18 protein-coding genes are annotated in these 23483 nt (G+C 57.0%); 16 read left to right on the forward strand and 2 right to left on the reverse strand.

The genetic code is table 11. From position 1 onward, the window contains the following. Positions 1-1938 precede the first annotated feature (1938 nt). Positions 1939-3789: a hypothetical protein gene (locus IPM21_15645; GenBank protein MBK9165307.1), complete on the forward strand. Its 1851-nt coding sequence runs from the start codon at positions 1939-1941 to the stop codon at positions 3787-3789. Then, the gene (locus tag IPM21_15650) at positions 3774-6104 is read left to right on the forward strand and encodes a hypothetical protein (protein MBK9165308.1); all 2331 of its coding nucleotides are present in this window, start codon (positions 3774-3776) and stop codon (positions 6102-6104) included. The genes IPM21_15645 and IPM21_15650 overlap by 16 nt, the downstream gene beginning before the upstream one ends. 143 nt (positions 6105-6247) lie before the next feature. On the opposite strand, the gene IPM21_15655 is transcribed toward IPM21_15650, so the two are convergent. Next, the gene (locus IPM21_15655) at positions 6248-6766 is read right to left on the reverse strand and encodes a hypothetical protein (GenBank protein ID MBK9165309.1); all 519 of its coding nucleotides are present in this window, start codon (positions 6764-6766) and stop codon (positions 6248-6250) included. A 165-nt stretch (positions 6767-6931) separates the two neighbouring features. Here IPM21_15655 and IPM21_15660 point away from each other — a divergent pair, with 165 nt between their 5' ends. Beyond that, on the forward strand, positions 6932-7921 hold the full coding sequence (locus IPM21_15660; GenBank protein ID MBK9165310.1) for a KpsF/GutQ family sugar-phosphate isomerase: 990 nt from the start codon (positions 6932-6934) through the stop codon (positions 7919-7921). A gap of 61 nt (positions 7922-7982) precedes the next feature. Next, entirely contained in the window at positions 7983-8702 is a 720-nt protein-coding gene (locus tag IPM21_15665; GenBank protein ID MBK9165311.1) for a hypothetical protein, read from the forward strand. Here the strand turns inward: IPM21_15665 and IPM21_15670 are convergent, their stop codons facing one another. Further along, positions 8703-9509 carry a hypothetical protein gene (locus IPM21_15670; GenBank protein ID MBK9165312.1) on the reverse strand — a complete coding sequence of 269 codons (807 nt, stop codon included), beginning with the start codon at positions 9507-9509 and terminating at the stop codon, positions 8703-8705. A gap of 145 nt (positions 9510-9654) precedes the next feature. Between IPM21_15670 and der the strand changes: the two genes are divergently transcribed. From der to IPM21_15730, 12 genes are all read left to right on the forward strand, one after another. Continuing rightward, positions 9655-11004 carry a ribosome biogenesis GTPase Der gene (der, locus tag IPM21_15675; protein ID MBK9165313.1) on the forward strand — a complete coding sequence of 450 codons (1350 nt, stop codon included), beginning with the start codon at positions 9655-9657 and terminating at the stop codon, positions 11002-11004. Further along, positions 11001-12476: a redoxin domain-containing protein gene (locus tag IPM21_15680; GenBank protein MBK9165314.1), complete on the forward strand. Its 1476-nt coding sequence runs from the start codon at positions 11001-11003 to the stop codon at positions 12474-12476. The genes der and IPM21_15680 overlap by 4 nt, the downstream gene beginning before the upstream one ends. Further along, on the forward strand, positions 12473-13666 hold the full coding sequence (gene tgt, locus IPM21_15685) for a tRNA guanosine(34) transglycosylase Tgt (GenBank protein MBK9165315.1): 1194 nt from the start codon (positions 12473-12475) through the stop codon (positions 13664-13666). Before IPM21_15680 ends, tgt begins: the two co-directional genes overlap by 4 nt. Positions 13667-13721: 55 nt before the next feature. Then, positions 13722-13973, forward strand: a complete 252-nt coding sequence (yajC, locus tag IPM21_15690; GenBank protein ID MBK9165316.1) for a preprotein translocase subunit YajC — start codon at positions 13722-13724, stop codon at positions 13971-13973. Positions 13974-14068: 95 nt separating this feature from the next. Then, entirely contained in the window at positions 14069-15745 is a 1677-nt protein-coding gene (gene secD / locus IPM21_15695; protein MBK9165317.1) for a protein translocase subunit SecD, read from the forward strand. A gap of 55 nt (positions 15746-15800) precedes the next feature. Beyond that, positions 15801-16931 carry a protein translocase subunit SecF gene (gene secF / locus IPM21_15700; protein ID MBK9165318.1) on the forward strand — a complete coding sequence of 377 codons (1131 nt, stop codon included), beginning with the start codon at positions 15801-15803 and terminating at the stop codon, positions 16929-16931. 406 nt (positions 16932-17337) lie between these two features. Beyond that, a complete protein-coding gene (locus IPM21_15705; protein ID MBK9165319.1) occupies positions 17338-18138 on the forward strand; it encodes a TonB family protein in 801 nt (266 codons plus the stop codon). 123 nt (positions 18139-18261) lie between these two features. Next, positions 18262-19008, forward strand: coding sequence for a MotA/TolQ/ExbB proton channel family protein (locus IPM21_15710; protein MBK9165320.1), 747 nt, complete (start codon positions 18262-18264; stop codon positions 19006-19008). Positions 19009-19074: 66 nt separating this feature from the next. Further along, positions 19075-19524: a biopolymer transporter ExbD gene (locus IPM21_15715; GenBank protein MBK9165321.1), complete on the forward strand. Its 450-nt coding sequence runs from the start codon at positions 19075-19077 to the stop codon at positions 19522-19524. 51 nt (positions 19525-19575) lie between these two features. Continuing rightward, complete coding sequence (locus IPM21_15720; protein ID MBK9165322.1) at positions 19576-20049, forward strand: biopolymer transporter ExbD; 474 nt, start codon at positions 19576-19578, stop codon at positions 20047-20049. A gap of 68 nt (positions 20050-20117) precedes the next feature. After that, positions 20118-21080 carry a hypothetical protein gene (locus IPM21_15725; protein ID MBK9165323.1) on the forward strand — a complete coding sequence of 321 codons (963 nt, stop codon included), beginning with the start codon at positions 20118-20120 and terminating at the stop codon, positions 21078-21080. Between the two features lie 126 nt (positions 21081-21206). Then, positions 21207-23417 (forward strand): bifunctional (p)ppGpp synthetase/guanosine-3',5'-bis(diphosphate) 3'-pyrophosphohydrolase, encoded by a 2211-nt coding sequence (locus IPM21_15730; GenBank protein MBK9165324.1) that lies wholly within the window; start codon positions 21207-21209, stop codon positions 23415-23417. Positions 23418-23483 lie beyond the last annotated feature (66 nt).

Genomic DNA, 23483 nt, shown 5'->3' on the forward strand with positions numbered 1-23483 from the left:
CAAATTGCTCGGCCGGCTGCCGGCGATCAAGACCGACCCCGACGATAAGGCCGAATTTGCAAAGCGTATAGGCACGCTTCCAGCACCGAAGACCGGCGAAAAGATACCGGTGAAATTTCCGGCCGATACACAGCAGCCGATCCCGCAAACCGGCGATGCAAAGCAGGCGCTCGAGGTAGTGCGTTTTTCACCTGAGGGCGACGTCCCGCTCGCTCCCGATCTAAACATCACTTTTTCGCAGCCGATGGTCGCCGTTACTTCACAGGAAGAAGCGGCAAAGTTTGCACCGGTCGAACTGAGCCCGCAGGTCGAAGGTCGCTGGCGATGGCTCGGAACGCGAACGCTGATGTTCGATACCGACAAGCGTTTCCCGATGGCGACCGTTTTCACCGCCCGCGTCCCGGCCGGAACGCGTTCAACGAACGGCCAAGCTCTCCAAAAAGATTTCATTTGGACATTCAAAACACCGCCGCCGAAAGCAATTCAGATGATGCCGAACGGCCAGACGACCCGCCGCGATGCGGTCATCTTCGTTGGCTTTGATCAGGCGATCAACCCGGCAGCCGTGCTCGAATCGATAACAGTTACGGGCGGCGGCAAGCGGCTCCCGATCCGGCTCGCTACCGAAGCGGAGACGGTTCAATTCAAGTATTACATCGATCAGGCACAGCCCGGCCGCTGGCTCGCTTTTCGTGCGGTAACCGCCGATGGCGGAGTCGAAAATGCATTGCCCGCCGATTCGCCGATAACGGTAACCATAGGCAAAGGAACGCCCTCAGCCGAAGGCCCGCTAACCACGACCGCGGCACAGACTTTCAGCTTGCGTACGTACGGCGCCATGAAGGCGACCGATTTCGTCTGCGGCTGGCAGCGGAACCAAAACTGTTCGCCCTTCGAGCAGTGGATGATCACGTTTACAAACACCATCAATTCTTCGGATTTCAAGAAAGAGATGGTGACGATCGAGCCCGCCGTCGAGGGCCTTAACATCTATCCGTCCGGAAACCGCATTTACGTTCAGGGCCCAAAAAAGGGAAGGACCTCGTACAAGATCACGGTCAGCGGCGAGCTCAGCGATATTTACGGCCAGAAGCTCGGAGCACCGGCCGTCGGCACGATCAAGACCGGATCGGCCGAAAGCAATATGTACGCCCAGGGCGGGCCGATGACCGTGCTCGACCCGATGGCGAAGCCGAATTTTTCGTTCTATTCGACCAATCATAAGAACGCCCGCGTTCGGATCTATCGTGTTCAGCCCGAAGACTGGAGCAAGTATGTTCAATACGTCCGGTATCTGAACTACGACGATGGCCGCCGGCCCTCAATGCCAGGCTCGCTTGTCTCTGAAAAGGTGATGCCGATCGAATCGGTGGCCGATGACCTCGTCGAGACGCGCATCGATCTTGCCCGCTTCCTGAGCGGCGGCGTCGGCCATCTGGTCCTTGATATCGAGCCGACGGTCAAGCGCGATCAGTATGACCGGACGAGAATTCTCACTTGGATCCAGTCGACTAAGATCGGGCTGGATGCGTTCGTTGATAACGAAGAACTCGTCGGCTTCGCGACGGAACTTTCGACCGGAAAGCCGATGTCGGGCGTTGGGCTGACCATCTATCCTAACGACGGAGTTGTGGTCGAGCGTTCCTCGAATGAAGGCGAAACGGGAACGACCTTCTTCGGCTCGATCTGGAATTGGATCTCGAGTTGGGGAAGTGCCGACCCGACGGAGAATTCCTCGGTCGATGCCGATGGCTCCGCGGTCGAACTCGAGACCATCGAGCCGGCCCAAAGCCAGCAGACCGGTGCCAACGGCATCTTGCGGATCGCTCTTGCCGAAAAGGCTTCCGACAAAGGGCAGAATCTGCTGATCGCCCGCCGCGGACAGGACTCGGCATTTTTGCCGGAGAACTCCGATTACTATTGGCAGGATTACGGCAATTGGCACAAAAGAGCTCGACCGATTCGCTCCGTTGGTTCGTCTTTGACGACCGCCGGATGTACAAGCCGAACGAAGAGGTCTCGGTCAAAGGATATCTCCGAAAGCAGACGGCTGGAAAATTTGGCGACATCGAACCGCTAGGTGACGCGGCATCGGGGATCACATGGTCGGCCCGCGACCCGCGGAACAACGAGATCGCGAAGGGAACCGCGAACCTCAACGCCTTCGGAGCGTTCGACCTCAAGTTCAAGCTGCCGGACAACGCGAATCTTGGGTACGCGAGTGTCCAGTTCACCACGGCGAGTGCGCTTTCCGGGGCGAGCTATTCGCACCAGTTCCAGATACAGGAATTTCGCCGGCCCGAGTTTGAGGTTACGGCAAAGGTCGATAGCGAGGCACCGCATTTCGTTGGCGAAAAGGCCGATCTTTCCGTCGAGGCAAAATATTACGCCGGCGGTGGGCTTGCCAATGCGGAGACCAACTGGACCGTAACGGCGACGCCGACCAGCTACACGCCACCCAATCGTGACGACTTTACCTTCGGCACTTGGGTGCCCTGGTGGCGTGGCGATTTCTACGGCGGGCCGCGTGGTTCGGGTTCGACGCAGAATTTCGAAGGCACGACCGACGCCGAGGGCAAGCACCACCTCAAGATCGATTTTGAATCGGTAAAACCGCCGCGGCCTTACACCATCTCAGCTTCGGCCTCGGTGCAGGACGTTAATCGCCAAGCGTGGGCAGGCCAGACCTCGCTGCTCGTCCATCCGTCGGATCTTTACGTTGGCATCAAGACGCCGCGGACCTTCGTCCAAAAGGGCGAAAAGATCACGGTCGAATCGATCGTGTCTGACATCGATGGCAAGCTGATCGCCGGCCGTGACGTCGAGATCAAGGCCGTGCTCAAAGACTGGCGGTTCGACGCCGGTTCGTGGAAAGAGGTCACTATCGACGAGCAGGCCTGCAACGTCAGATCGGGCGAAGCCGCAGTTAAATGCGAATTCGTCGCCAGAAATGGCGGGCGGTACATCGTCACCGCGACCGTTATGGACGACCGCGAACGGTTCAACGAAAGCGAATTCATGATCTGGGTTCCGGGCGGAAAGACGCCGCCGAACCGTGGCGTTGAACAGGAAGAGGTTCAGATAATCCCGAGCCAGAAGGAGTTTGCTCCGGGCGACGTCGCCGAACTTCTCGTTATCGCTCCCTTTACTCCGGCCGAAGGCGTGCTTACGCTCCGCCGCGATGGGTTGGTGAAAACCGAGCGGTTCACGATGAAGGATTCATCGATAACGCTCAAAATACCGATCGAAGAAAAGTATCTGCCGAACATTTATGCCCAAGTCGATCTGGTCGGCGCCTCGCCTCGGCAAAACGACAAAGGCGAGGTCGATGCGAAGCTTGGTTCGCGGCCGGCATTTGCCACAGGCAACCTCAACCTGCCGGTCTCGACCGCGGGGAGGAAGCTGACGGTCACGGCCGAGCCTGCGGATTCAACGCTCGCTCCCGGCGGCGGACGAAGGTCTCGGTTTCGGTCAAGGACCATCGCGGCGAACCGGTCGCGAACAGCGAGGTTGCGATCGTCATCGTTGACGAAAGCGTGCTTGCTCTTTCGCGTTACACGATCTCCGACCCGGCAAACGTCTTTTACACGCCCCGTGGAGCGGGCGTTCAGGATCATCATTCTCGAAAGGATGTTCTTCTCGGCAATCCGGAGGATGTGCAGCCCGTTCCGCCGCCTCCGCCGCCCATGCCCTCACCCGCGAGTGGGGAGTTTGCGAAATCGCAGCGTGCGAGAAACAGCGCGCCTACGGCAGGCAGGGCAATGGACATGGCAATGCTTGAAGCGGTAACAGCGGATAGCGACGATTCCGGCGGCGACACGCCGATCAACTTGCGGGAGAACTTTGACGCACTCGCCGTCTGGTCGCCTTCGGTGCGGACGGATTCTAACGGCCGTGCGACCCTCGATGTAAAGCTGCCTGACAACCTGACGCGTTATCGCATAACGGCCGTCTCGGTCGATAGCGGCAAGCGGTTCGGCAAGACCGAATCGAGCATCACGGCCCGCAAGCCGCTGATGGTGCGGCCCTCGGCACCGCGGTTCATGAACTTTGGCGATAAGATCGAGCTTCCGGTCGTAATCCAAAATCAGACCGATCAGGATATGGCGGTCGATGTTGCCGTAAGAGCGACGAATGCCGTTTTGAGTCCCAACTTTGGTCAGCTAAATGCTGAGTCTCAGTCGGTTGATGGCGGCACCCAGAACGCAGGAAAGCGTGTCTTGGTCAAGGCCAACAGCCGCGAGGAGGTTCGCTTCCCGGTGGCGGCGATGAAGGCCGGGACGGCCCGCTTCCAATTTGCAGCAAGCTCGGGCAAGAACAACGACGCGGCCGAAATATCTCTGCCCGTTTGGACACCCGCGACGACCGAGGCATTTGCCACTTATGGCACGACCGACGCGAACGGTGCCATCTTCCAGCCGGTTCAAACTCCCGGCGACGTTTGGCCGCAGTTCGGCGGGCTCGAGGTGACGACCAGCTCGACTCAGCTACAGGAGCTGACCGATGCCTACATCTATCTCGCGAATTATCCGTACGCCTGCTCTGAGCAGATATCCTCGCGGATGATCTCGACCGCGGCCCTTCGCGACGTGCTCTCGGCTTTCAAGGCCAAGGACATGCCGACGGCGGCTGCTATCGAAGCACAGTTCAAGCGCGATATCGAGGTGCTCGCCTCGCGTCAGCGGAGCGACGGCAGCTTCGGGCTCTGGAAGCGTGACCGCGAGCGGTATGAATATCCGTTCCTGACGATCCACGTCGCCCACGCCCTTGCCCTCGCGAAGCAAAAGGGCTACAAGGTCCCGGATGAAATGCTCAACCGGACAAAGCCTTACCTTACGGATATCGAAAGCAAGCTGAAGGATCAGCTCTATATGTCGTCGCCGCAGGTGCGTTGGTCGATCTCGGCCTACGCTCTCTACATCCGCAATTTGATGGGCGACCGCGACGCCGGAAAGGCGAAGAAGCTCCTCGCCGAAGCAACGATCGAAAAGCTTAACTTCGAGGCTCTCGGCTGGGTTCTCTCGGTACTTGCCGAGGACAAAGGCTCGGTCGCCGAGGTCGAACAGATCACGCGGTTCCTAATGAACCGGACGACCGAGACTGCTGGTGCGGCGAACTTCGTCACCAACTACGCCGATGGCGGCTGGCTGATCATGCACTCGAACCGCCGAGCGGATGGCATCCTTCTCGAATCGCTGATCCGCGTCCGCGGGGCCGGTTCGTCCGCCGAAGGAACGCGAGCGGCGGTCGAGGACCTGATCCCGAAGCTCGTCCGCGGGCTGCTTGCCCATCGAAAGAAAGGCCATTGGGGCTCAACGCAGGAGAACGTCTTCATCCTGCTTGCCCTGGATAAATACTTCAACGCCTTCGAGAGCGTGACGCCCGACTTCGTAACGCGTGTCTGGCTCGGCAATACCTACGCGGGCGAACAGGCGTTCAAGGGCCGCAGTGCCGATTCGAATGTGCTCAACATCCCGATGTCGTATCTGGTAGAGCAGGGCGGCACTTCGAACCTGATCCTCGATCGGCAAGGTGCGGGAAGGCTTTATTACCGCATCGGAATGCAGTACGCGCCGAAGAGCCTCAAGCTCGAACCGGCAGATTATGGCTTCACCGTTCTGAGGAAGTACGAGGCCGTCGATGACCAGGCGGACGTTCGGCAAAACCCGGACGGGTCGTGGGTCGTCAAATCCGGTGCACGCGTCCGCGTTCGGTTGACGATGATCGCTCAGGCACGGCGATACCACGTCGCACTCGTCGATTATCTGCCGGCCGGATTCGAGATACTCAACCCCGCACTCGCGACAACCGAAGCGATTCCCGCAGATGCCGGCGGCGGCAACACGGGCGTCATTGAGGTCGGCGGGCGTTCGATCGGAAGGAACTATTTCTGGTGGCGGCAATATTGGTTCGAGCACCAGAACTTCCGCGACGAGCGGGCCGAGGCCTTCGCGTCGCTGCTCTGGGAAGGCGTTTACAACTACACCTACGTCGCACGTGCCACGACGCCGGGCGAATTCGTCGCCCCGCCCGCCAAGGCCGAGGAGATGTATTCCCCCGAAACCTTTGGCCGGACGGGCACCGAGTTCGTCAAGGTTGAATAGGTAGGCCGAGGCTTTCCATCGTTTCGCCGTCTGTGGGTTTCGGTTCTGTGTTTTCTGTGGTTATCGCCCTGTCCGCGAGGCGGCTACCGCAGAAAGCACAGAAATAAGACACAAACGGCAAAGCGTCGGACGACCGTGTTTTGCTAATAAGTCCCGTTCATCTTTACGGCCTTGCCTACGTGCTTCTTCATAAAGTCCTGATTCTTCGTCGTAGGTGAACCGTTATAGTCCGGGGCGTCTTTTAGAAATCCGTTTTGATCTTTATGGAGCGAATTGTCCATATTCGAAAGGATATGCGCCGCCTCGTGATAAATAGCACCGGAAAGTTCCTTCGGGCTTCCATCGTACATCCGGTCAAAATAGACCTCGCAGATCTTTTTATTTAGATCGGTGAGCCCAAGAATGCCCTCGTTCGCTTCGGCGATCGCAGCGCTGCCGCCCTGCTTTGCGATGACGCTTTTGCTCACGCTTCGGACCATGTAAACGATCACGTCCGTGTCGAGCAGCGTTGGCGAGGTTCCATCGTCAACGACCTTTACGTCCGTTCCGGTGATGGTTGTGTTCGTGATCGAAGATAGGTAGGTCTTCAGCAGGGTCGCGGCTTTATTTGCTGCTTCCATATCACCGCCTTTCCTCTTGATGTAGATCGTAAATGTGCTCATTCGTCTCTTTCTCCATTTGGTATATTTACCCCTTGTTTATGCTGGTTTGACGCTTCACCGCGGCCGTTTTGCATTGCCCGCGTCGGTCGTGAGATTTGAACAGCGGTTCGTCAGGGGCGTGATGATATATCAGTTGCATTGGAATGTGTAGGCTTGAAAAAGTCACTGGGATTCCGCAAACTTCCCCTCGTGGCAGAGAATCATACAAAGATCCGCGAATTGCTGTTGATCGAGGCCGGTGCGGTCGAGCGGGCGGCGGGCCGTTTGACGGCGGCGGACGCGGATAAAGCTGTCGGATTGCTTGTAGGCTGTGAAGGCAAGGTCGTCGTACTCGGCGTCGGGAAGTCGGGCGTCATTGCCCAGAAGATCGCCCAGACAATGACCTCGACTGGTACCGTCGCGGTCTATCTTCACCCCTCGGACGCACTCCACGGTAGCCTCGGCGTAGTGACGAGTGGTGACGTGATCATCGCACTCAGCAACTCCGGCGAGACGGACGAGATCATCGCGATTCTGCCGACGCTGAAATCGCGGCAAGTTCCGATCATAGCCATCGTCGGCAATCTCGCATCGACACTTGCCCTCGAATCCGACGTCGCGCTCGACGCAAGCGTTGACCGCGAGGCTTGCCCGCTCAATCTCGCCCCGACAACATCTACGACCGTCGCTCTTTCGCTCGGCGACGCACTAGCGATGACTGTTATGGAGGCGAAAGGACTGACCGCCGAAGACTTTGCGGCGAATCATCCCGCCGGGCGGCTCGGCAAGCGGTTGACGCTCCGTGTCCGCGACCTTATGCACCCGAGCCCGAACGTGTCCCCGGCCGATGGTTGGCTCTCGGTCGTGAAGGCGATCTCGGATGGCTCTCTTGGTGCGGTAAATGTCGTCGATGGCTCGGAACTTATTGGTATCATCACCGATGGCGATCTTCGCCGCACAATTGAGCGGACCGATCCGGCCGAGTTCTCATCGCTGACGGCCGAGCAGATGATGACCCGCTCGCCAACGACAGCAACCGACGAAATGCTCGCCTTTGAAGCGCTAAAGGTGATGGAGGAACGGCCGTCGCAGATCTCCGTACTTCCGGTCGTGAATGCAGAGGGCGAATGCACGGGAATGCTACGGCTTCACGATATAGTCCGGGCAGGCATCTAACCGAACAACGCATCGCCCGCTTTTTGCGTCTCAGAAAGGGTTCAAAGTGAGGACAATGGATATGAAAAACTTACGGGCTTTGGGATTTCTATCGGTATTGATGCTTGCTCTTTCAGTCGTAGGCCACGGCCAGCGGACTGAAATCACCATCTCGCTCGGCGAGCAGTTTTTTGAGACTGTCATCGATTCGGTCTTCGCCCACGCGGCTCCGCCGGAATTTTCGATCGCCGGAAACAACGCGAAACCCGGCCCGCTTGCCAATGAACCGTGGTCGGCCCTCACCATTTCATACCCGAGCTCGTTTCTTCCGAAGCCTAACCCCGCACCAGCCTGTCGAGAATCCATAACGCTCCGCCGTGACAATTCCGGCGTCCGGACGGCAGTCCTTTTCCGCGATGGCCGTATCTCAGCACCGCTTGCATTTTCGGGTGGATATAATCCGCCGCTTGTCGGCTGCGTGCAGTTCGCCGGGCTTGCCGAAACGAACCTCGACCTCGAGTTTGACGAACCCGGCCAGCGGCTCGTGGCACGTGCTCGCGTGACCAATGTTAATCTAAATGGAACGGGCGGGGTCGGCGGAAGCGTTATCGCCCGGCTCGTACAAAGCTCGATCGACCGAAAGATCAACCCGATCGAGATGATCAGCCTCGATAAGCTCTCGTTCCTTTTGCCGCTTCAGGGTGATTCGAAAATGAGGATGGTCGCAAAAGCGATCCGGCCCGAAGTGCATCCGGGCCGGCTAGATATTCACGTTACTTACGAATTTGCTAAGGCTGAGTGATCAATTGGCTTCGGTCAGCTCAACGCCTTGTGCTCCATAGGGCGAGCGGACTTCCTGCTTGACCAGCCCTACGCCCTTCGCGAACCAGTTCGTGCCTTTGATGGTCATTCCGGGTACTTTTTGGCCTCCCATGGTCAGGTTGATCGTGATCTCGGTATCGACCTTCGCGGCCTCGAATTCCTTGCCGCCGGCTGTGATCTTATCGTTGAGCGAAACGACCTTGTTTCGAACGACGACGTCGCCGTCCGAGCCGATGTTCATCCCGCCGGCTTGTCCCTTGACGCGGACCTTGTAGGTCGCGTCCCAGGCCTTGCCGACCGAAAGCTCACGCGGTATCGTCAGGCCTTTGCTCTCAAGTGTTTCCATGTCAAACGCAGCATTCTCGACCGAGATATTGTTGCCGTACTGCGCGTTACGAAGGCCGTCTGCATCGCAGATCCAGTTGGTCGTAACATTCACACCCGAATCAAAAGCCCGCGTCTCGCTGAACGAATTCGGGTCGTTCAGCTTCTGGGTCAGAGTGTAGCTGCCCGGAGCGGCACCGGTGACCTTGTAGTTCTCCGCACCGCTGTTGATCGGATAATAATCATTTGCACAATTTCCGAGCGTTGCCGTTTGCGTAGCTGTCTCGGCAGTATTCGTTTCGGTGCTGGGAGTGGTCGTGTTCGCCGGTGCCTCCGCAGTATTTGAGCTTCCGGTAAAGCGCTCGAGCGAGCCGCAGCCCATTACGAACAAAAGTGCTGCGAGGCAAAGCCCGCCGGAGATCAGCGTTTTATGTGAAGGTCCTGAGGTGTTGTTCTTTTGCATTTCGATAACTCCGTGTTGCCAACTGTGGGAGGCAAATTGTATGAATAGTGTTTGCTTATTTGTTTGACCGTAAGCAATTTACCACACCGGACGGGTTCGTGTGAATCTCAAGAGGAAGCAACTCGAACCGGTCTGATGGAGAAGAATGGCACTACCGCTCGTAGCTATCATCGGCCGGCCGAATGTCGGCAAATCGACGCTCTTTAACCGGCTGGTCGGTTCGCGGCGCTCGATCGTTGGCGACGAGCCGGGCATCACCCGTGACCGTATTTACGGCGAGGTCGAGTGGTCGCAGAAGCGTTTTGAGCTTGTCGATACGGGCGGCATCGTCCCCGACGATGAAGCGATAATTCCCGCGAACATCTTCAAACAGGCAGGTTTTGCCATCGATCAAGCCGAGGCCGTGATCTGGGTCGTCGATTCGCGTGCCGGCATTACGCCGCTCGACGAAGAGATCTCGGTATTGCTGAGAAATCTCGGAAAGCCGATCTTCATCGCCGCCAATAAGGCCGAATCGAAAAAAGCGACCGAAGAGGCGGGCGAGTTCTATCAGTTCGGCTTTGAGATGTTTCCCGTCTCGGCCGAACACGGCACTTCGATCGGTGATCTACTCGACGGCGTAACCAGCGTTTTGACCTTCGACGAAGAGGCCGAGGATCATCGGCCCGAAGAGATACGGCTGGCGATAGTCGGCCGCCCGAACGTCGGCAAGTCTTCGCTGCTCAATAAATTGCTCGGCGAGGAGCGGGCGATCGTGTCGCCGATCGCCGGAACCACGCGGGATACCGTGGATACTGCAGTCGAGTTTGAAGGAACCAAGTTTGTTCTCGTAGATACTGCCGGCATCCGCCGCCGCGGCAAGACGACCGAAATGGCCGAGAAAATGTCGGTGATAATGGCAAAAAAAGCTCTCGAACGCGCCGATGTTGCGGTCTTGCTTATCGACGCCGAAGAAGGCGTAACGAACCTTGACGCAAACATTGCCGGACTCGCGGTCGATTCGGGTTGTTCGGTGATCATCGCGCTCAATAAATGGGACGCGGTCGAAGAGAAAGAAACGAACACCATCTACGAATATGAACGCGAGGTGCGGCGGCATATGAAGTTTCTCGATTGGGCGCCGATCGTGCCGATCTCTGCCTTGACGGGCCAGCGGGTGAGCCGCGTGCTTGAGATCGCGATCGAGGCGAATGAGGCACGAAATCTCCGTATATCGACCGGGCGGCTCAACAAATTCTTTGAAGAAAACATATCGCAGCCGCGGAGCGGCGGGACGCCCGCACCGGTCAAGGGCGGTGTTTCGCGCCTCAAGGTACAATATATTACCCAAGGCGGTGTCCGCCCGCCGACATTCATTTTGTTCACGACCGGCGGAGGCAAAGGCGGAATGCACTTTTCTTATCTGCGGTACGTCGAGAACCGGCTTCGCGAGGCGTTCGGGTTTTACGCGACGCCGCTAAAGATCAAAGAGAGGCACAAGACAAAACCGAAATGAGCGATGAGATGTTGCTGATATTGCGTGTTCTGCTCGCCGCCATTTTTGCGCTCGCGGCGGTCGGTAAACTGCAGGACCGAGCCGGTGCCAAGAAGGCAATGGCAGATTTCGGCGTGCCCGAAAGCTCCGCACCCGCTGCATCGCTTGGGCTTGCGCTCGCGGAGCTTACGGTCGCTTTTTGTCTGCTGTTCCCGAGCGTTTCGTGGTTTGCGGCGATCGGTGCAACGCTGCTCCTTGCTATATTCACCGGGGGAATGGCGTATCAGATTGCAAAGGGGAATGCTCCGGATTGCCACTGCTTTGGGCAATTGCACAGCGAACCGGTCAGCATTTGGAGCCTCGTCCGTAATGCCGGTTTCATTGTTCCGGCTGTGCTTCTCGTCATCGCAGGCCGCGGTTCCCAAGGGCCGGCGGTTGCGATTACGGCCCACGAGTATTTTGTCGTTGCGATCTTTGCCGCACTTTTCTGCGCAGCCGCGGCGATCGCCGGATACGCCAAGCAGATCATCGCAAATCAGGAAAAGATCATCCGGCGCGTCGAGACGCTTGAGCTTCTCTCCGGCGGCGAGCCCTTGCTCGAACGCAACGAAGCCGGCGATCCGGCTGACGGCCTCGCCATCGGTTCGCCTTTTCCGGACTTCAAACTCCCGGACATCAACGGAAAGGTCTTCACCTTCGACCATCTTTTCGCCGAGGGCGGCCCGATGCTTTTTATGTTCATCGGCCCGGATTGCAACCCTTGTAAGGCATTGTTTCCCGAGTTTCGCGAATGGGAACGTGAGTTCGCCGGCCGGCTTCGCTTCGTTTACATAAGCCGGGGAAGTGTTGCCGAGAACGCCGACAAGTTTGCCGAAGGCTCGGACATCCGGCTGTTACTGCAGAAGGAAAGGGAACTCGCCAACGAGGTCTATGCCAAATGGACGCCGACCGCCATATTCGTCGATGCGAACGGGAACATCGCCAGCCACACGGCCGCCGGCGACCAGGCGATCCGCGAACTTATCGACAAGCTACGCAAGGCCGATCTCAGCCGCCAACATATTTACTTCCGTTCAAATTTTGTCAAAACGCGTGAACCGAAGATCGGGAAGCAGATACCCGAATTCGCGTTGAAAGACATCAGCGGCAACGACGTCCGAAAGGCCGACCTCATCGGCAAACGAAGCCTCGTATTTCTTCTGACGCTGACCTGTACTTACTGCCAAGACGTTGTCAAGGACATCAAGAAACGCGAAGCCGAAGCAAACGGGCATCGGCCGCAGTTCATCGTCCTCGCCGATGGCGATCCCGCTGAGCTCGCCGAGTGGGGACTGAAGTCGCCTGTGCTCATTGATAAAGACTACAAAACGGCGGTCGAGTTCGGGCTCCATGGCGCTCCGGCAGCGGTTTTGATCGGCGAAGACGGCACGGTGCTTTCGGAGTCGGCCGTTGGTGCCCCTGTCATCTGGCCGCTGATCGGTGAGAAGCCATGAGCGGCGGTTCGGAAAAGGCCATTGAGTGGACCGTCGAGGCGACCGATGGCCGGGCGCGAGCGGGGACGCTTCGCACACGTCGCTCAGTCATCGAAACGCCGGTATTTATGCCGGTCGGCACGCAGGGCTCGGTCAAGGGCGTGCGGTTCGAGTGGCTTGAGGACGAGCTCGACGCCCGCATCATTCTCGGCAATACCTATCATCTTTTCCTTCGGCCCGGGCCGGATGCGATACGAAAGCTCGGCGGGCTTCACAAATTCACCACATGGAAGCGTTCGCTCCTAACAGACTCCGGCGGTTTCCAGGTTTTCTCGCTTACCGATCTCAGAAAGCTGACCGAGGCAGGCGTCGAATTTCGCTCGCATCTCGACGGAAGCCGGCAATTCATCTCGCCCGAGGTTTCGATGGAGATACAGGCTGCGCTCGGGGCTGAGATCGTGATGGCATTTGACGAATGCCCGCCCGGGGACGCCGGCCACGAAAAGACCCGCGAGAGTATGGATCTAACACTCCGCTGGGGCGAGCGTTCGAAGAAGCGGTTCTTTGAATTGCAAGAATCGGGCGAAGATGCAGGCCGACTTACGGCCGACGGACTTGCCGGCAGACAAGTACTTTTCGGCATCATCCAGGGAGCGGGCCACCACGACCTTCGCAGCGAGAGCCTTGAACGCACCGTCGCCATCGGCTTTGACGGCTATGCGATTGGCGGCTTGAGTGTCGGGGAGGCAAAGCCGGTAATGTACGGCGTGCTTGACCACATCGCGCACCAAATGCCCGAGAATGCTCCGCGTTACCTGATGGGCGTCGGCACGCCCGAGGATCTGCTCGAAGCCGTCGGCCATGGCGTGGATATGTTCGATTGCGTAATGCCGACGCGAAACGGCAGGACCGGCGGCGTCTTCACCTCGCGGGGAAAGATAAACATCCGCAATGCGAAATTTGCCCTCGATGAAGCTCCGCTTGATGACCGTTGCGGCTGCTCCGTCTGCCGTCGTTACTCGCGGGCATATCTTCGCCATCTCTATCAGGCGGGCGAAATGACGGCCGCGACGATGATCTCGCACCACAACCTTGCGTTCTATCTTGATCTGATGCGGGGGGCGAGGGAAGCGATCCGCGAGGGGCGTTACTTGGCCTTCAAACAGGCGCAGCTTGCCGGATTTGCTGAGAATGCCGCTCCCGACGTTTGATAATCAAAGGGCTACTATATAATATGAATCTTTTACTTTCTGGTCGGAACACGCAATGAACCTATTACTCTTTTTTCAGGACGGCGGATTCTTAGGCGGCTTCGGATTCCTTCTTCCGTTTGTATTGATCTTCGCGATCTTCTATTTTCTGATCATCCTTCCGCAAAAGCGGCAGAGACAGCAGCTTTCGGAGATGATCGCCGGCCTCAAGATCAATGACGAGGTCGTGACCAATGGCGGTGTGATCGGAAAGATCAAAGAGGTTCGCGAAACGAGTTTCGTTATATTAAGCGCGGAAAAACGCTGATCGAGATCGGAAAGACTGCCGTCGTCGGCAAAAAGCCGTAATCGGGACCTTGAGCCCGAGGCTGACTTCGGACGAGCAAGCAATATCGGAATAATATGAACACCAAGAGTTTGAAAGTACGGACTCTGATCATCCTTGCCGTGACCCTGGCAGGGATCTACTTCGTCTTTGGCCCGCGTCGCACCCCGACGGGAGCCGACTTTACTTGGACAGGCATCAAGGCAAATCTTGAACAGAATATCAGCCTCGGCCTTGACCTAAAGGGCGGTACGCATCTCGTAATGCGTGTCAAGACGGACGATTACCTCAAGACCCTGACCGAGAATAACGCCCAGGCCGCACTTACCGCCGCTCAGGACGCAAAGCTTCCGGTGGCCGGCAGCAATGTTGTTGCCGCGGACGGGACTTACGAGATAACGCTAAACCTCGGGCCTGATGCCCAGGGAGCAGCCGTCGCCGAAGAGGTCAAGAAGAAGGTCGATTTCTTCAATTGGTCTGAGGACGTTTCTGCAACTGCCGTTACCTGGTCGTTGCCCTCGACCGTCCAGACGAACCTCAAGAATCAGGCCGTCGAACAGGCACTGAGGATCATTGAGAGCCGTATCAACGCATTTGGTGTTAAGGAGCCGACCCTTCAGCGGCACGGTGCCGAAGCTTCGGCACAGATCCTCTTACAAATGCCGGGCGTCGAAGACCCCGAACGTGTTAAGAAACTGATCGGTGCGGATTCGAACCTGATGCTGATGAAGATCGTCAGCCCGCCGAACCCGTCGCCTGTCCAAACATATCCGTCTCGCGAGGCCGCTCTCCAGTCGGTTGGTGGAGCATTGCCCCCGAACCGCCAGATCTTGCCGTATGCCGAGCGTGATGCGCTGCCCGGAGCTGATGGGGCTCAGCCGCCGCCAAGTTTTGTGGTCGTTGAATATCCGCCGGTCGTGGACGGCAGCGAGCTTCGCGATGCCTCGGCCGTGTCGCGGACTGGCAACGAAGGCGATTACCAGATCTCGTTCTCATTCAAGCCGGCCGGTGCCCAAAAGTTCGGCGAATGGACAGGCCGCAACATCGGAAACTACATGGCCGTTGTTCTTAACGACGAGGTGAAATCGGCCGCCTACATTCGCTCGCAGATATTTGATCAGGGCGAAATTTCCGGGCAGTTTACAAAGACGACCGCCGAGGACCTTGCTTTAACACTTCGCTCCGGTGCACTACCGGCTAAGATCGAATACCTTGAAGAGCGAACTGTCGGGCCGAGCCTCGGTGCCGATTCGATCGCGGCAGGCGTTCGGGCCTCATTAGGCGGCCTGGCGTTTATCATTCTGTTCATGCTCTTTTATTACAGGGCATCCGGAGTAAACGCCCTTGTTGCACTGGTTCTGAATATGCTTCTTACCGGAGCTGCCTTAGTAATGTTTGGGGCAACCTTGACCCTTCCGGGCATTGCAGGCTTTATCCTTGGCATCGGCATGGCTGTCGATGCGAACGTGCTTGTTTTTGAGCGAATTCGTGAAGAGCTGCGGGCCGGAGTTCCGGTTTCAAAGGCCATCTGGAACGGATTTGACCGGGCGTTCATCACCATCGTTGATTCGAACGTCACGACGATCATTTCTTCGCTCATTCTATATCTTTACGGCTCGGGCCCGATCCGTGGATTTGCCGTGACGCTCATTTTGGCGTTGCTTATCAACCTGTTTACGGCAGTATTCGTTTCGCGGACCATCTTCGGATGGCTCTTGAGCCGCAACCCGGAACCGAAGTCTTTGAGTATTTGACCAAGTGTCCGGCGGCGTGCGACGAGTACGCTGCCGGGCCAGAGAACATCTTTAAATGTTTCAATTTTTTACTGAACTAAAAGTTGACTGGATGGGCCTTCGCAAGCCCTTCGTCTTTATCTCGATCGCGATCTTGCTTGCGGGTTTGATCTCTGCTGCTGGCCGGCAATTGACCGACGGCGGCTCTAGCGCGTTCAACCTTGGTGTTGATTTTCAGGGCGGAACGGTCCTGACCGTGAAGTTTCGCGAAAAGCCGACCGCCGATGCGGTCCGAAGTGCTCTCAACAGCGTTGGCATCGGCGAAGCGGTAATTCAGGATTCGACCGACAAACCGGACGAAAAGCTGATCAAGATACCGATCATCGAAGGCCAGGAGGCCGCCGCCCCGCCACCCGCTCCGGAAGCGAACGCCAATGCGAACACCCAGGCAGGCACAACCGCCGGCGGAACGCAGGTCGAGATCGGCCGGGCGCAGGTAAAGAGGGCCCTGGATACTTTTGGCAAGGAAGCAGCCCCGGAACAGAGCCTTGAGCAGGACGCTGCGGCCGCGTACAAGATCGTCGGAACCGATTCGGTCGGGCCCGTTGCCGGCGAACAGCTCCGCGACGCCGCGGTCATTGCAACGTTGCTCGGCATGGTCGGGATTCTGCTTTTCATTGCGTTTCGTTACGACTGGACCTATGCGGCCGGTGCCGTTATCGCGGTGTTCCACGACGTTCTCGTAACACTGGCATTCTTTACGGTCTTTCAATGGGAGGTCAGCCTCACGGTGCTCGCCGCGATGCTTACGCTCGTCGGTTTCTCGGTCAATGACTCTATCGTCATCTTTGACCGCATCCGCGAGAACATGAACCTAAATCGGACCGATTCGGTCTATAAGCTGACGAATCAATCGATCAACCAAACGATGTCGCGAACGATCGTCACCAACGGGTTGACGTTCCTCGCCGTTCTCGCTCTCGTGCTTTTCGGTGGCGAGGTGCTCCGGACCTTCTCGCTTGCACTTCTCGTTGGCTCGATAGTCGGTACTTATTCGACCATCGCCATCGCCAGCCCGATCGCCCTCTGGTGGCAGAGCAAGATCGGCCGGGCCGAGATGAAGGACGTGACCCCGGACAAAACGAGCGGCGAAAAGCTCGCCTCCGCCTCGCGCCGTTCGGTAGCGCGTAGGCCGGTGACTCGGTAGCTGTCCGCGGAGAGCCCGGTAAAGGTTTTGGTTATTAAGTTTTTGTAAAGAATTAGTTTCGCTTACGGAAAATTCGCGATTTTACCTTGACTTTCGGGAGTCGAAAAATTAGACTTTGCCTGTTGCTGGTCAATTTATTCGTTCTTCGTTTGCGTCCTTTCATTCAATGAATTGGAAAGGCTCGCGGATTTTCGTTGATTGTGGCCGGCAGAGTTCCAGTTTGCCCCGCACTTAGTGAGAAAGATCTTTAGTATTCGGAGAACGGGCTCGGGAGCCTTGTTGGGCGCACCCGAGTTATCAGGTTCGTTTACAACGCGATTTAGCTGTTTTTACATCGAAGTCGTTGAGTGATCGATTTACCCCCTGACCTCAAAGTTTGGCACCGGAAAGAAAGGGAGGACCCAGGATGTTAGACCAATTAGTAGAATCAGCCAGCCATTCCCAAGAGAATCGGCGCAAGAGCGGACTGCTGCTCACGACCTTCGTGATACTTTCAACGGTATTGCTTAGCTCGTGGGTTTACAGCCTCTTCGCGAAGGATTATGGAATGGGAGGCGACGAACTTTCGCTCCAGACTCTGGTAGCTCCGCCGGTGGTCGAAGAACCGCCGAAGCCGGAACCGGAGGAAAAGCCGAAAGACGCACAGAAAGACCCGAACGTTGATATCCGCAAGGAGATCATCGCGAGCATGACCGAAACTCCGCCGAAACCGCCGGATAAGGTCAGCACGACGCGAAACGAAATTCCGCCGCGTGACCCGAATCGTCTTACGATCCAGGGCGACCGGAACTACACGGCAACGAACCCGCTTCCGCCGGACTACAAGGGTCCTGTGAACACGCAGGGAACCGGAAGCGACAGCGGCCGTCCGGGTGGAGGAGGAAATGAAGAACGAGGTGGACCGCCGCCGCCCCCGCCGCCGAAGCCGCCGCCACCAGCAAAGCCGATCTCGGGCGGTGTTCTTAACGGTAAGGCGCGCAGCCTTCCGAAGCCGGCGTATCCGCCGGCAGCCCGTGCTGTTCGAGCCTCGGGTCCCGTTCAGGTTCAGGTGGTCATCGATGAAAGTGGTAATGTGATCTCGGCAAGCGCCGTTAGCGGTCATCCGCTTCTTCGTCAGGCCGCCGCTGGTGCCGCTCGCGGAGCGAAGTTTAGCCCGACGATGCTTTCCGGGCAGCCGGTCAAGGTGCAGGGGTATCATCACCTATAACTTTGTCGCACCATAACCTTAAACAAGGATCTTCGGGCCGGCCGTTTCTGCTTGCGTTCGGCTCGAAGACAATAACAAGATCTGCAATCTTAGACATTCACGATTTTCTTTGGAGGAAAAACAATGACTTTAATCGCAAGCCTGCTGGGTAGCGACTTCTCAGCCGCTCTGCTTTTCTTCGCCGGCCAAATGAGTTTCGGCATATATGACATCGTCAAGAGTTTGACGATCCCGGGTTGGGTAGTTATTTTCGTGCTGCTCGTCCAGTCAGTTTATCTTATTGCCGTCGGCATCGAACGCTGGCTCACCTACAACAAAGCAAAGCAGCAGTCGCGGGCATATGCCCCGAAGGTCGCTCAGGCTTTGAAGAACAGCAATATCGACGAAGCGATCAACATCAGCGACAAGCACAAGGATTCGCACCTCGCGATGGTCGTTTCAAGCGGCCTCAAAGAGTTCAGTGCTCACCTTGGCAATGAAGAGATCACCGCTGACCAGATGGAAGCTTCGAAGCGTGCCCTTGAGCGGGCGATCGCCGTCAAGACCGCCGAACTCAAGCGCGGCCTTTCGGGCCTCGCAACGGTCGGTTCGACCGCACCGTTCGTCGGCCTCTTCGGAACGGTCGTCGGCATCATCTCGGCGTTCGTTGCACTCGCTCAGGCCGAAACGGCCGGTATCGCAGCGGTCGGCGGCGCTATCGCAGAGGCCCTTGTCGCTACGGCCTTCGGTATCGGTGTGGCAGTTCCGGCCGTTTGGATGTTCAACTACTTCACCAACAAGGTGACGAGCTTCAGCGTCGAAATGGAAAACTCGGCTTCGGAACTCGTTGACTACTTCATCCGCCAGCGCACCAAGCGTCTGCACGGCTAGTGGTTTTAGTTAAGCGGCCGCCTCGTTAAAAGAGGCGGCCAAGAGCAAAGTTCGGAGAATTAAGCAATGGGTGCAAAAGTCGGTGGAACCGATGAACTCAATTCGGAGATCAACGTGACCCCAATGGTGGACGTCATGCTGGTGCTGCTGATCATCTTCATGATCGTCACACCGCTGCTCAACGAGGGTGTCGCCGTCAATCTTCCGAAGGATATGGCCACTCCGGTCGAGGACGCCGAGATAACGAAAGATACTTCGGTCGTTATCACGATCCCGGACAACAGCAACTTCTATGTCGGCAAGGACCCGTTTCCGCTCGAGAATTTGGCGGAAAAGATCCAGACGATGATGCGGGACAAAGCTCCCGATAAGCGCATCGTTTATATCAAGGCCGGTATTGAGGTTGATTATGGAACGGTCGTTCAGGCGATCGATGTCATCCGCAAGCAGGATATCGATAAGATCGGCCTGGTCGCTGACCGCAAGAAAGGCGGTGAAGGCAGCGAAGGGAGCTAGTCTTATTCGCGGCGGTGCAAATATTACGCCGCAAGGAGAACAAAAATGGGAATGTCATCCGGTGGTTCGAAAGACGGAGCCACACCAAACATTAACGTAACTCCGCTGATCGACGTTCTGCTCGTTCTGCTCATCATCTTCATGGTCATCACGCCGCTCAAGCCGAGCCGGTTTGAGGCCAAGGTTCCGGCGGAACCGAAGAATCAGCAGAATCAGGAGGTCAAGCCGAACCCGCTTACACTTGTTGTCGCGATCAGGCGGACGTCCCGCGAGATCCTGCTCAACAATGAAGCGTTTGGCACGGTCGATGAACCGGAACGGCTCACGGAGCGGCTTAAGGCGATTTTTGCCGAAAGAGAAACGAATAACGTCCGGCGTGAGGACAGCAACGAGATCGAAAAGACCGTATTCATCAAAGCACCGACACTTGTTCGGTACGGCGATGTCGTAAAGGTCATTGACGCGGTCAAGTTGGCCGGGTCCGAACCGGTCGGATTGCAGATCGACGATCTTACAGCAGAATAAACGTAACACCGCCCCGCAATGCAAAAGGCATAGAGCTGCGGGGCGGTACTTTTTATATGGAGTCTAGAATGAGTTTTTCTCGTTTAGGGGTAATTGTATTCTTAGGCGCGCTGGTCGCTGTTTCAACCGGTTGCGAGGCATATAGTCGGATCCTTTCTCGTAAGGACGTGGTTGACGGCTCGACGGCTTATAAGGAACGGAAGTTCGCTGAGGCTGAAAGCCTCTTCCGCCAGGCCGCAGCTCGCGACCCCGAAGGGAAGACGGAAGAAGGCAAGATCGCCCAACTCTTCCTTGCCCGAACGCTTCACTCGAGGTACATCGGTAATCGAACTGAACGGCCGTTAGCAGAGCAGGCGATAGCTGAGTACAAGAAGGCCCTTCAGAACGATCCTAACGAGCAGAGTGCTTACAAAGCAGTTGCGAGTCTTCTTGATACGCCCGAGTTGCAAAATGAATGGCGTGCATGGGTTACGGAACGTGCCAACAATGAAGGCATCCGAGCTGAGAACCGGGCCGAGGCTTTGACCTCGCTCGCCGCTCGCGAGAATACCTGCGCCAACGAGATCACGGATACGGAGGCCACGAAGAAGCCCGGTAAGCGTGACGGTCAGGATGTATTCCTTTTCGTCAAGCCTGAAAAACCGGAGGACCTTGAACGCCTAAAGCAATGCGTTGCTCGTGGTACCGAGTTCGCAGACAAGGCTTCCGGGCTTGAGCCGCCGGACGTCGAGGCAGCCAAGAACCTCGACCTGACAGCGCTTTCGGCTGCGGAGCTAAATTCAAAGCACGAGTTGGTCAAGATCTTCGAATCTGCCCGCTCTTACAAAGCCGCAATGCTTAACCAGGCAGCTCGCCTTGCCGAAATGGAAGAACGTACTGAAGATGCCGCCCGGCTTCGAACCGAAACCGATGCGGCCCGGGCACGATTTAATGAGCTTTCGCAGTTGAATAAGGCCTTCCAGACAGAAAAGGACCGTCGCCTGGCTGTCGAACGTGATGCTGAAAACGCGAATGCGAACGCGGGGAAATAGTTCTCCTTCAGTTTTACATTACAGAGGCTGGCCGCTTGGCCGGCCTCTTTTCTTATCAGTCGCCGGGCCGATCATCTCTGGTATAAACACGCATTGTAGCTATAGAATGGTTGTAAGGGTTTTCTTATGATCCGCATCGATGACGTCATTGAAAAGGTAGAGCACAACCGCCCGAGCTCGAATATCGATCTGATCCGGCGGGCTTATCTTTTCTCTGCGCTTCATCATAAAGGCCAAACCCGTGCCTCCGGCGAGCCTTATCTGGTTCACCCGCTTGCAGTTGCCAATATCCTCGCCGATCTCCGGCTCGATGAGACCAGCGTCGCGACCGGCCTGCTCCACGATGTCGTCGAGGATACTCTCGTCGACCTTGACACCATTCGCAGCTATTTTGGCGACGAGATCACCTCGCTCGTTGATGGCCTGACAAAGATCGCACAGATCAGCAATCTCTCGAAAGAGAAGCAGCAGGCCGAGAACGTTCGCAAGATGGTCCTCGCGATGGTGACGGACGTCCGGGTCGTGCTGATCAAGTTGGCAGACCGCCTGCATAACATGCGGACGATGCAGTTCCTCAAGCCCGAGAAGCGAGCCCGCATCGCCCAGGAAACGCTTGATATCTACGCCCCGATCGCCCATCGGCTCGGAATGGGTAAGATCCGAGGCGAGCTCGAAGACCTTTCTTTCCAGAATCTTTATCCGGTCGAATACGAGCGGCTTTCTAAGGAAGTAGAGATCCGCCGCCCCGACCTCGAGGCCGCACTTTCCCGCATCACCTCGACCATTGAGGAACGCCTTAAAGTGAATGACGTGCCGTACATCAAGGTCGAAGGCCGTGTGAAACGTCTTTTTTCGCTCTGGAAAAAGCTCAAGAAGCAAAAGATCGCCATCGAACAGGTCTATGACCTGATCGCGGCCCGCGTCATTACCGAAAATCAGAAGAAGAATTGCTATCTCGCCCTGAGCGTCATCCACGATACATGGACACCCGTCCCGGAGCGCTTCAAAGATTGGATCGCCATACCGCGTGATAACCTCTACCAGTCGCTCCACACGTCCGTGATCGGCGATGGCGGCCAACCCTTTGAGGTTCAGATCCGGACGCAGGAGATGCACCAGATCGCCGAGGAGGGCGTTGCAGCCCACTGGAAGTACAAGGAAAAGCGGCTCGGCTCGGCCGAGGACGACGAAAGCCTCGAAGAACTCCGCCGGACGGTCGAAAAGCTTCTGCTTCCGCTGGTCGAGACGACGAACGAGAATCCGGATTCGGAGGATTTTATCGAGTCGCTCAAGCTCGATCTTTTCCCCAAGGACGTTTATGCCTTTACGCCGATGGGGAAGGTCATTCAGCTTCCGCGCGGAGCGACGCCGCTCGATTTCGCCTATGCGATCCACTCCGAGGTCGGCGATACCTGCACCGGTGCGAAGATCAATAGCCGGATCGTTCCGCTTAAGACCGAGCTGCAGAACGGCGATGTGGTCGAGATCCTGACCACTTCGAACTCAAAACCCTCGCGCGACTGGCTGACCTTCGTTGTTACGTCCAAGGCACGCAACCGCATCCGCCATTGGATCACCGAGCAGCAGCGGTCCGAGTCCATCGACCTCGGCCGTAAATTGCTTGAAAAAGAAGCCGACCGCTTTAGGGTCGCACCGAAAAAACTCATCGGGAATGATGATGCGATGAAGCGTATCGCCAATGAATACGGCCTCGGCCGGGCCGAAGACCTTCTAGCCTCGATCGGCTACGGCAAGACGCTTCCGAGGAATGTCCTCGCAAAGTATCTCGGGCCTGAAAAATTTGCGGAGCTCGACCCCGAACGGCGAAAGGAAACGCGACTTGAGACAGGCATGAAGGCCGTCAAAAAGTTCATCGGGCTCGGCGAGGATGCGATCGTCGTAAAAGGCGTCGATAATCTGCTTACGACCCGTGCAAGGTGCTGCAATCCGATCCGCGGCGAGGATATCATTGGCTACATCTCGCTCGGCAAGGGCATCGTCGTCCACAGCAAACGCTGCAAGAATGTAAAGCAGTTGATGATCAACCGGGAGCGGATCGTCGAGGTCGAATGGGCAAAGATCGAAAAAGAAGAGGTCCAGTCCGTCCGTCTTCTTGTTACGACCGAGAACCGCACAGGTATGCTTGCCGGCATCACAAATGCGATCGCCGAGATCAAGACCGGCATCCGGGATGCCTCGGCGAGCGTTTCCCGATCCGACCAGGGACTTATCGAGGTGACGGTTGAGGTATTCGATAAACGCCATCTCGACCGCGTCATCTCCTCGGTCGAGGGAGTCCCCGGCGTACTTGCGGTGGAAAGAATGAATGCCTCCTAAATCCCCTTGCCCGCATCGTTTTGTTTATCGTGGCTAATCTGTTAAAATTCGCCTTTTGCTTGAGGT

The sequence above is a fragment of the Acidobacteriota bacterium genome (assembly GCA_016716435.1).
In the GTDB taxonomy this organism is placed as follows: Bacteria; Acidobacteriota; Blastocatellia; order Pyrinomonadales; family Pyrinomonadaceae; genus OLB17.